The 9,643-nt window shown below is 75.0% G+C and carries 8 protein-coding genes and 2 pseudogenes; 2 read left to right on the top strand and 8 right to left on the bottom strand.

Features of this window, described 5'->3' with window-relative positions; translation table 11 throughout:
- The 8 genes and pseudogenes from ACFC02_RS40095 to ACFC02_RS40060 all read right to left on the bottom strand — a co-directional run.
- Positions 1–176, bottom strand: a pseudogene (locus ACFC02_RS40095) (zinc ribbon domain-containing protein); the annotation flags it as partial.
- Entirely contained in the window at positions 173–757 is a 585-nt protein-coding gene (locus ACFC02_RS40090; RefSeq protein ID WP_360974906.1) for a phage tail protein, read from the bottom strand. The gene ACFC02_RS40090 and the pseudogene ACFC02_RS40095, both read right to left, overlap by 4 nt.
- Entirely contained in the window at positions 757–2,718 is a 1,962-nt protein-coding gene (locus ACFC02_RS40085) for a putative baseplate assembly protein (protein ID WP_376367558.1), read from the bottom strand. The genes ACFC02_RS40090 and ACFC02_RS40085 overlap by 1 nt, the downstream gene beginning before the upstream one ends.
- Positions 2,718–3,152, bottom strand: a complete 435-nt coding sequence (locus ACFC02_RS40080; protein ID WP_376367556.1) for a GPW/gp25 family protein — start codon at positions 3,150–3,152, stop codon at positions 2,718–2,720. Before ACFC02_RS40080 ends, ACFC02_RS40085 begins: the two co-directional genes overlap by 1 nt.
- A 76-nt stretch (positions 3,153–3,228) precedes the next feature.
- Positions 3,229–5,136 (bottom strand): VgrG-related protein, encoded by a 1,908-nt coding sequence (locus ACFC02_RS40075; RefSeq protein ID WP_376367554.1) that lies wholly within the window; start codon positions 5,134–5,136, stop codon positions 3,229–3,231.
- On the bottom strand, positions 5,136–5,861 hold the full coding sequence (locus ACFC02_RS40070; RefSeq protein ID WP_376367552.1) for a tail protein X: 726 nt from the start codon (positions 5,859–5,861) through the stop codon (positions 5,136–5,138). Before ACFC02_RS40070 ends, ACFC02_RS40075 begins: the two co-directional genes overlap by 1 nt.
- A gap of 14 nt (positions 5,862–5,875) precedes the next feature.
- Positions 5,876–6,298, bottom strand: coding sequence for a phage tail protein (locus tag ACFC02_RS40065; RefSeq protein WP_360974891.1), 423 nt, complete (start codon positions 6,296–6,298; stop codon positions 5,876–5,878).
- A gap of 106 nt (positions 6,299–6,404) precedes the next feature.
- Positions 6,405–7,055, bottom strand: coding sequence for an extensin (locus ACFC02_RS40060; RefSeq protein ID WP_376367549.1), 651 nt, complete (start codon positions 7,053–7,055; stop codon positions 6,405–6,407).
- 889 nt (positions 7,056–7,944) lie between these two features.
- On the opposite strand from ACFC02_RS40060, the gene ACFC02_RS40055 reads away from it, so the two are divergent.
- Both ACFC02_RS40055 and ACFC02_RS40050 read left to right on the top strand, forming a co-directional pair.
- Positions 7,945–8,850, top strand: coding sequence for a hypothetical protein (locus tag ACFC02_RS40055; RefSeq protein WP_376367547.1), 906 nt, complete (start codon positions 7,945–7,947; stop codon positions 8,848–8,850).
- Between the two features lie 177 nt (positions 8,851–9,027).
- Positions 9,028–9,643, top strand: a pseudogene (locus ACFC02_RS40050) (hypothetical protein); the annotation flags it as partial.

Here is a 9,643-nt window from a genome sequence, read left to right as displayed (position 1 = left end):
CCGCGCCCCTGCGCGGCGTCGGCGGCCCCGGCCGCCGCCGGGACCCGGGACGCTGCGGACGGCGCCCGGGACGCCGCCGGGTCCGTCCAGCTCAGTACCGCCCCGCAGGCGTCGCAGAACGACTGGCCCGGTTCCGCGCGGGTGCCGCAGTCGGCGCAGTTCTGGGGGGTCGTCATCTCTCGGGGGTCCTTTCGGCGGGTTCGGCGGGTACGGCGGTTTCGGCCGCGGTCACCTGCACCGTGTAGGGCATGTGGGCGGGGCGGGCGGCGGCCACCAGGGAGTCCAGGCGGTAGCGGTCCGCGGGGGTCGGGTCGGGCAGCCGCAGGTGCACGTGCAGGCGCGGCCGCGCCTCACCGGGCACCGGACCCAGCGGGCGGGCGTTCCAGGCGGCGGCCCCGCTCTCGCTGATCTCCGGCTCCACACCGAAGGCGAGCCGTACGGCCTCGGACAGCCCGCGCCGGGTGCCGCGGACCCGGTGCAGGTACGCGGCGGCGGCCACGGCGGCCCGCAGCAGCGGCTCGGGCTCGCTGCCGTCGGTCTCCGCCCCGACCCAGCCGCCCAGCCACTGGGCGAAGTCCAGCGGGGCCAGGGACGGCCGGAAGTACGTGTCCAGGCAGTCGAGGACGCTCAGGATCGGCGCGATCACCTCGTCGAGCCCGCCGACGAACCGCTGCGCGAGGTCGTCGTCGGCGAACACGGCGGGCAGCATCATGCCGATCGGCGCGGACGAACCCAGGCCGTCGATCGAGCCGCGCATCAGGCACCGTCCCCGATCACGCGCACCCGGTGGTCGAAGGAGAAGACGAGGGACGGCGCGGACAGGTCGATGCGGTCGGTCGCCTCGCCGCGCTTGCCGGTCAGCGGGTCCGCCGGGTGCAGGACCACCTGGTCGACGAGTTCGACGCCCGGCACGCGCTGCAGCACCGCGAACACCTCACCGGACTGCACCGGGCGCCCGAACGGCCAGCCCGTGCCGCTCGCCCCGCCGGTCAGCGGGTCCAGGTGCCGGTACAGCGCGTCATGGGCGTCCCGCCGCACCCGGTCGGTGTCCACGCCCCGGAACGCGTGCACCGTGGCCACCACCGTCACACCCTGGTAGTAGGGCGGGCCGACCGCCAACCTGGTCCCGATCAGCCGCCGTTCGTCCAGGTGCCGGGTGATCCGGTCCAGCAGCGCGTCACCGGGCACCAGCTGCTCGAAACGGAGCCGGCCGCCCGGGTCCGCCACCGCCTGCGGCACCACCAGCACCCGTACCGCGTACGCGCCGTGCTCACCCTCCTCGCCCTCCAGGCAGGTGATCCGCGCGGTCTCCGGGGCGGCGCGCCTGGCCAGCTCCTCGTAGTCCCGCAGGGTCACCGCCCGCTCCTGGGCGCGCAGCGTGATCGGCGCCCGGACCTTCGCCTCCTCCACGGTCTCCCCGTCCACCCCGCCGCGCGCCGCCTCGCGGTTGGCGACCTCGGAGACGTACGGGATGGACGTGCGCAGGATCTGCACGGCGCCGCGGGCCACGTTGCCGGCCCGGCCGCCGCCGGTGCGGTAGCGGCGGGCGCGGATCGGCGACCCCTTGGGGGCCACCGTCCCGTACTGGCGCAGGGAGCCGTCGGGTTCGCGCACGGCCGGGCCGAAGGCGATCTCGCCGGTGGTCGCGTCCAGGGTGATGTGCCGGTCCTCCGGCCCGGAGGCGGCGAAGTTCGGGACGACCTGCCAGTCCACCCAGCCGTCGTGCTCGGCGGTCTGCAACAGCACCGGCGGGTCGTCCCCGACGACCGGCGCGTGCGTGAGACGCAGCCGCTGCCCCGGCAGCCCGGTGGACTCGCCGAGCGCCTCGTCGTACACGGTCTCGGCGTGCACGGTGCCGGTGGTGCCGCCGACCGTGAACGCCTCGGCGGCCCGGATGGTGGGGGAGGTGGTGTAGAAGGGCTGGCCGGGGTGGGGTTCGGTGACCCGGCAGCGCAGCCAGCCCGCCTCCTGCCCGGCGTTGCGGGACAGCACGTGCCCGCCGGGGACGTGCAGGACCACCTCACCGGGGCGGTTGAGACCACCGGTGCCGTCCCGGTCGACCTCGCAGGACTGCCAGCCGTCCGCCGTCCACGCCTCCCACACCAGCGGCGGCTGGCGCGGGTCCACGCCGACACCGTCGACCCGGCTGTCCAGGTCCAGGGAGACCGCGCAGTGCGGCACCGCCGCGGACAGGCCGAGCAGCATGCAGTCGCCGGGGTCGGGGGACTCCGCGAAGCACAGCAGGTCCTTGTCCTCCTCGGCGAGGTCATGGGTGCGGTCCACCGCCGCCTCGCCCCGGTGCTGCACCAGCAGGTTCCGCAACTCGCACGGTACGACGGTCAGTTCGCGCTCGGTGGCGAAGACCACCGCCTCCTCGCTCTCGGTGCGCACGGTCGCCACCTCGGTGCCCACCGGCACCGCCACCGGCTCCTCCTGCGGCGCCGACAGCCAGAACGTGACGTCCGTGCGGGCGGCCGACGGCGGGAACAGGGTGATCCCCACCAGGTCCAGGAAGGCCAGGTGGTTCTTCTCCGGCACCCGGTTGAGCCGGTAGACGATCTGGTCGGCCATGTGGGCGACCGTCTCGACCAGGGTCACACCCGGGTCGGAGACGTTGTGGTCGGTCCACTCCGGAGCACGCTGCTGGATGTAGCGCTTGGCGTCGTCGACGAACTGCTGGAAGCGGCGGTCGTCGAGGTTGGGGGAGGGCAGTGCCATCAGCGGTCGCTTTCCGGAGCCGGGGCGGTGCCGTCCGGCTCGTCGTGGGACGGAATGACGTAGAACGGGAAGACGAGGCTGCGCGGGTTGTTCGTGCCGCGGATCGAGTAGCGCACGTCGATGTACAGGACGCTCTGGTCGCCGCCCGCCGACACCTCGACGTCGTCGACCTCGATGCGCGGCTCCCAGCGGTCCAGGCTGACGTACACCTCGTGCTGGATGCGGCCCGCGGTCTGCTCGTTGACCGGGGCGAACACCAGATCGTGGATGGCGCAGCCGAAGTCGGGCCGCATGGGCCGCTCGCCCGGCGCCGTCGACAGCACCAGGCGGATCGCCTCCTCGATCTCGCGTTCGCCGCTGACCAGCGCGATCCCGCCGGTCGGCCCGATGCGCAACGGGAACGACCAGCCGGACCCCACGAACTGCTCGGCCATCAGGACCACACCCGCCTTCCACGGAAACGGCAACGGCGGCAACGGCCGCGAGGGCCGCTGCGGCCCCAGGGACGGCTCACGGAATCACCATCGGCACGGGAATGGTGGTGACCCCGAAGACGGGGGACGCGACCATGGTGGTCGGCGCCTTGATCGTCGTGTTGGCGGCCGAGGAGATCTGTACGGTGCCCCCGCCGGTGAGGTTGGCGATACCGCCCGCCGTCAGGTTCAGCGCGCCGCCGGTCGTGACCCCGATCTCGCCCGCCGCCCGCACGTTGACCATGCTGGCGCTCTGGATGCTGAGCGGGCCGCCGCTCTTGAGGGTCAGGCTGCGCCCGGCGCTCAGCGACAGGTCGGTGCCCGCCTCCACCGACACCGACCGGCTGCCCTTGATCGTCACCGAGCCCTTGCTGTCCACGATGATCTCGGTGTTCGTCCGGTCCAGGTTGATGGTCAGCCGCTTGTCCCCGGAGACCAGACGGACGCCCTGCTTGCGGCCGCCCGTCTTCTGACTGAGCAGGTCCATGCGGTTGCCGTCCCGGTCGGAGACGGTGTGCCGGCTCGCCTTCTTGCGCACCGCGTCGTGCAGCGGCACGTCGCTGACGGTCGTCGGCTTGTCCCGGCCGTTGTAGAGCCCGCCGATGACGAACGGATGGTCCAGGGCGCCCCGGTCGAAGGCGACCAGCACCTCGTCGTTGACGTCCATCGGGAAGATCCCGCCGCCGTCCAGGCCGCCCATCTGCACGGTCCGCGTCCAGTCGCTGACGTAACGGTCGTCCAGCCACGGGAACTGCAGCCGCACCCGCCCCTGCTTCAGCGGGTCGTTCACGTCCGTCACCAGCGCGTTGGCCACACTGGGCAGCCGCGGCGCGGTGTCCGAGCCGCCCGAGGCGAGACCGTAGAGCGAACGCCACTGCCGTCCGCTGACCGTCACCCACACCTCGTAGTGCTTGCCGTCGCCGAACACGTGCCGCACCGAGGTGACCGTGTACTTGCCCTCGAAGGGGACGCCCACGTCCGCCAGCGCCACCGGAACCCCCGGACGCAGCAGCGGATTTCCGCGCGCGACGACCTCCAGCTCACCGAACGAGCCCGTCACGTCGTCGGCGAGGGCGTCGGCCGCGAACTTCACCTCGTTCTGCTTGTCGTAGGGCGTGCCCGTCTCGACCAGTTTGGCCGTCGTGAACTTGGCGGCGGCGGCACCCGGCGTGGTGCCGATGGAGATGCCGGGGTTCTCGGTGGCGGGCGCGGTCGCCGTGAGCTTCTTCTTCGTCGTCACGTCCCAGCCGCGCGACTCGACCTTGCCCACCTGGTCGGCGGCGGTGACCGCGGCCCGCAGCCGCAGGATGTCGTGCCCCGCCTGGAGCACGAAGGGACTCTTCTCGCCGTCGGTGCTCGGCGAGGGCGCCCCGGAGGCCGACTTCGGCTTCACGAACTGGAACTTGCCGTCCGCGTCGACCGACATCACCATCTCGTTCTCGTCGGCGAGGCGCGCAAGGAAGTCCCAGTCGGTGACGTTGGACTGGCTGATGAACTCGTACACCGTCCGCGTCGACTCGATCCGCCCGATGGGCACCCCGTCCTGGCCGGCCAGCTTGCGGGCGATGTCGGAGGCGCTCTGGTTGCGGTACGCCGCCACCCTGCGCTGGCGCAGCAGACGGTGCCCGAGGTCGTAGCCGCGCACGACGGTGAAGCTGCCGGTGCCGTCGTAGTCGGCCTCCAGACCGGTGACCTCGCCGGTCAGCAGGGGATCACCGGCCCCCTCGCCGTCCGCCACCGGCGCGAGCACCACCTTGGTGCCGAACGTGATGTTCAGCTTGCCCAGCAGCAGCCGGTAGGGGTCGCGGAAGGTGAGCCGGAACGCCGCCGGGACGCCGACACCCTGGTCGACATAGCTGTCCACGAGGTCGGCGGCGAACTCCGGGGGCAGCTTGGCGCCCCCGACCTTGACGTCGATGACATTGGAGAACGCGGACTGCACCATCAGCCACGCACCTCCTCGGCGGACGGCAGCACCAGCTCGACACCGGTCGGCAGGACGGACGGGTCGTCGATGCCGTTGGCCTCGGCGATGGCCCGCCAGGCGGACGCGTTGCCGTACTCCCGCCAGGCCAGCGACTGCAGCGAGTCACCGGCCACGACCCGGTGCACGCGCTGCGCGGTGAGCGCGCCCGACGTCGGGTTCTGCCCCTTGGTCCGGCTCGGGATCTCGTGCAGCTGGAGCCGGCAGGTGGCGCGGATCGGCACACCGGTCGTCCCGAACAGCGTGTAACTCGCCTCCACCGAGCTGACGTACGCCGTGAAGCGGGCCGTCGAGAACGAACCCCACTGGAAGACGACCCACGGCGGCGAGGGCTGCTTGGCGGCGACGCTCTGCGCCGTCACCTCGCAGCACGAGAGCAGCGCCTCGACCTTCTTCAGCACGGTGTTGCTCGTCGGCTCGTCGGACGTGTCGAGGAAGATCTCGACACCCATCTCACGGGACTGCGTGCCCAGGAACTCCGGCAGCGGGCCCTTGCGTTCGATCTGGGAGGGGGTGACCTTCCAATTGGCACGGCGGGTCAGCGACAGCTGCGCCGGGTTGAAGTCGAAACCGAACGTCTTGATGATCCCGCCGGGCGTCCTGCTCTTGCCCTTCGGCGGCTGGTGGATCGCGAGCGTGGCCCGCACCAGGCTCTTGCCGGCGCCGCCCCTGCTGCCCTTCGCCATCTCTCCCGTTCCCCTCAGTCCGTGAACCCGTGGTGGGCGATCTCCAGCACCTCGGTCGCCACGGCGGGACTCGCCGGGTCGAGGGTGGGGCCGGTCCAGCTCACCGGGAGCACGTCGATCAGCCCCCAGCGGGCCACTTCGGACCCGTCCGCGCGCAGCGCGGCGATCTGTGCGGTGGGCCGCTTGATCCCCGTCTGCACGGACGAGATCCACTTGGCGACCTTGGTGGTGTCCGGGGTGAGCGGACGGGTCAGCCGGATCGTGGAGAACGTGACGCGGGTCGGCAACTGCCAGACGAAGCCGTTGTTGCCGCCCTCCTGGTGGTGCTCGACCTCCACCTGCGACGACAGCCCCTCGCAGCCGTTGAAGTAGCCGAGGCTCTCGCCGTCGATGCTGAGGGTGAACCAGATGGTGGAACCCGGGTCCTGGCGGGACATCGAGGGTGGGCCCTTCTTTCGTTTCCGTCGTCGTTCTGGTCAGTGTTTCCCGGTGGGCTCCGGCGGGCTCCCGTCGTCCGCGACCGGCTCCGGGGTGCGCCGGCGCTCAGTGGCGGGGGTCGCGGAGCTTGCCGATCCGCTCGCGGTCCAGGCGGAGTTCGGTACGGATCAGCCGGGTGATCCGGCCGATGATCCGGTGCACCAGCTCGTCGAGCTGGAAGTCGGTCAGCTCCCTCGGGTCGAACGCGCCCGGCGGGATCGCCTCGTACTCCGGCGGACCGGACGGGGGCGTCGGCGGGGCGCCTGCGGCGGCGGGCGGCGTGTACGGGGGCGGCGGACCGTCGGTGCGGTGGGCGGTCTGCGGTGCCGCGTGGGGTGCGGGAGGCGCGGCCGGCACGGGCCGCGAGGGCGGCGCCGCCGGTGCGGTGGGCGCGGGAGCGGGCGTCGTCCGCTTGGTGAGGGACGTTTTCGTGCCGGACTTCCGCCACCAGGAGCGCTGGACGACCGGCAGCTGCACGGCCGGCAGCGGCGCGGCCGGTTGCGTCGCGGAACCGGCCGGCGAGCCCGGCAGCGGAGCGGGCTGCTGGGTGAGGCGTGCCACGGGGAGGGGGCGCAGGGGTGCGTCGGGCTCGGGAGCGGAGAGGGAGGCGGACGTGGAGGTGGGGACCGAGGGGGCCGGTGCCGGCGGGGTGGCGGCGGACGGCATGGGCGGCAGGGCCGACATGGTGGGCGCGGATCGGTGGATGCTGCGCTGCACGGCGGGTGCCGCCGGGAGCGGTGCGGGAGGTGCTGACGGCAGGGGTGCCGGCAGCGGTGCGGGGAGGGGCGACTGTGCGGATGCCGGTGGCACGGGGGCGGTCGCCGGGGCCGGGGACGTCGCAGTGGTGGGCCGCGGGGGCGGGGCGGCGACCGGCGCGGCGTCGGTGGGGGGCGTGGTCAGGGGCGCCCCGAGGGGCGAGCGGCGCGCCGGGGTGACCGGGGCGGCCGGTGAGGCCGGACCCGTGGAGGCGCGGCGGAGCTGGACGGCGGGCGTCGCCGTGCCGCCGGGTGAGGGGAGCGGTGACTGAGCCGGTGCCGGTGCCGGTGCCGGTGCCTGTGCCGGGGCTGGGGCTGGGGCCTGGGCCGGTTCGGGCGTCGGTACGGGTGCTGCTGAGGAGGGCGCGGGAGAGGTCGCGGTGGCCGAGGGGCCGGGCGCGGGCGGGGCGGGGGCCTCGGTGGCTGCCGGGGGGTTGGTTCCGGACGTCGGGACCGCGGGTGCGGCGGGGCGTGAGGAGACCGGCGCGCCGAGACCCGGGCGGGGTGCGCTGCCGGCCGGCGCGGCTGCCGGGCGCGGAGAGGACGCGGCGCGCTGCACGGGCGGGGGCGTGGGCGTGGGCGTGGGCGTGGGCGTGGACGGTGGGGTGGCCGAGGGTGCCGGGGTGCCGGCGGCGGCCCGCTGCACGGGGGCGCCGAGGGCGGGGACAGAAGGCGCGGTGGACGAGCCCGTACGGCTGTCTACGGATGCCGACCGGCGTTGTACGACGCCGGGCGCCCCGCCGGACGTCGACCCGGGCCGCGGAGCCGGACTCGGGCGCGGGGCAGGAGCCGCGGCAGCCGGGGCGGACGAGGGAGCCGGGGACGCGGCCTGCGACGAGGAAGAGGACGGTGTGGATGGTGCAGACGGTGCGGCCGACGAGGAGGACGACGACGAAGAAGCCGAGGGAGACGGCGAAGGGGCAGCCGAGGGAGACGGCGAAGGGGCAGCCGAGGGCGCGGCGGGGGCGGAAGCCGGGCGGGACGCCTTGGCCGAACGCTGGACCGAAGCCGAAGCCGAAGCCGAAGCCGAAGTCGGAGCCGACGGCGTCGCCGAGCCCGAGTCCGGCCGCGGGGCCGCGGCCGGCGACGAGTCGGGAGCCGAACGCGGCGCCATGGGCGGGTTGTCGACGGAGGCCCGGGCTGGTGCCGTGGTCGGCCGGGGGGCCGGAGTCCGCGGCGGAACCGGGGCCGACGGCGAGGCAGGGCCCGCTGCCGGACCGGAAGCCGGACGCGCGGACGCACTCGTGGCCGGACCGGGGGCCGGCGCCTTGCCGGGGGCTGACGTCCTGCCCGAGACGGGCGCCTTGCCTGCGGCCGTGGTCGAGCGCTGGACCGGGAGCGACGGCGAGGCCGACTCGGGAGCCGTACCGGAGGCCGGGGCGGTTCCCGCGCTACGGCGCGAAGGAGCGGCCGGAGCCGGGGTCGCGGCCGGAGTCGTCGCCGCGGTCCGGCTCTGCGGAGGAGTGGTGGGTGCGCCCGGTGCGGTCGGCGCCGGTGAGTCGCCGGACGGTGCGTTCCCGCCGGGGTTCGGGGCCGTCGGGGCCGGGGCAGGGGCGGCCGAAGGCGAGTCGGTGCCGCCGGACGGCCGAGTACCGCCCTGGGTGACCGACCGCTGGACGGCGGGCGCCGTTTCGGCACCCGAGGCCGCGCGCTCGACCCGCGGGGCGGCGGGAGTTGCCGGTGCCGGGTGCACCGGGCCGGTAGCAGCCGCCTGCTCCGGTGCCACGGCCGGGGAGCCGGAGCCGCTGTTGTCCTGACCGCGCTCGGCGGCGGGCGCCGGCGCGGGCGGGGCCGCCGCACCCCTGGTGGTGCCGGACGCGTTCCCGGCGGGTGCCTTCTGCACCGCGGGTGCGTCACCGCGCGAGGCCGCCGCGACCGGCGGGGCCACGGGGAGCGACCTCCGCTGCACGGCCGGCGCCCGCCGCTGGGCGCGTGTGAGCGACCCCGGACGCGACGACGAGCCCGGCGCGACCGGAGTCAGCCGGGGGCCGGAAACGGGCAGCGGCGCAACCGCTGCCCCGACCGAAGGCGGTTCGGGCGACACCACGGGAGTGCCCGGCCCCGAGGACGCACCGGAGGACGCCGGTGCCGGTGTCGGTGCGGGCGCCGACGTCACGCCCGCCGTGGAGCGCTGCACCGCGGGCGTGCTCGCCTGCGTGGCGGACGTGGCGGACGACGTAGCGGAGCGAGCCGGTGCCGGACCCGCGACGGCGCCGGGCCCCGGCGGAGCGGTCGGGCCACTGGGCCCCTCGGCACCCCCGCTCGGCACCGCTCCCGTCCCCGCCGCCGCTGCTCCCGTTCCCGCGGGCCCGACGGTGCCCGCACGCTGCACCGCAGGAGCGGCGGCAGCCGGAGCACCCTGGGCGGACCCGCCCGGCGATGCCGCAGCCGGAGGGGCCGAAGGGGCCGAAGGGGATGAGGGGGCTGCGGGCGTCCGGGGCACGGGCGCAGGCATCGCGGGCGCGGACGGCGCCTGCCGTACCGCCCCGGACGCGGGGGAGCCGCCGGCGCGCGCGGCGGGCGCACCGCCGGGACGGGTGCCGGGCGTGC

This window comes from Streptomyces sp. NPDC056160, from assembly GCF_042268205.1.
Lineage (GTDB): Bacteria > Actinomycetota > Actinomycetes > Streptomycetales > Streptomycetaceae > Streptomyces.
This window is presented reverse-complemented; position numbering and strand designations above follow the sequence as displayed.

Coding starts and splice junctions, on each gene's coding strand:
- ACFC02_RS40080 (WP_376367556.1), bottom strand. CDS start 3,152: ATGGCCGAGCAGTTCGTGGGGTCCGGCTGGTCGTTCCCGTTGCGCATC.
- ACFC02_RS40090 (WP_360974906.1), bottom strand. CDS start 757: ATGCGCGGCTCGATCGACGGCCTGGGTTCGTCCGCGCCGATCGGCATG.
- ACFC02_RS40070 (WP_376367552.1), bottom strand. CDS start 5,861: ATGGCGAAGGGCAGCAGGGGCGGCGCCGGCAAGAGCCTGGTGCGGGCC.
- ACFC02_RS40085 (WP_376367558.1), bottom strand. CDS start 2,718: ATGGCACTGCCCTCCCCCAACCTCGACGACCGCCGCTTCCAGCAGTTC.
- ACFC02_RS40065 (WP_360974891.1), bottom strand. CDS start 6,298: ATGTCCCGCCAGGACCCGGGTTCCACCATCTGGTTCACCCTCAGCATC.
- ACFC02_RS40075 (WP_376367554.1), bottom strand. CDS start 5,136: ATGGTGCAGTCCGCGTTCTCCAATGTCATCGACGTCAAGGTCGGGGGC.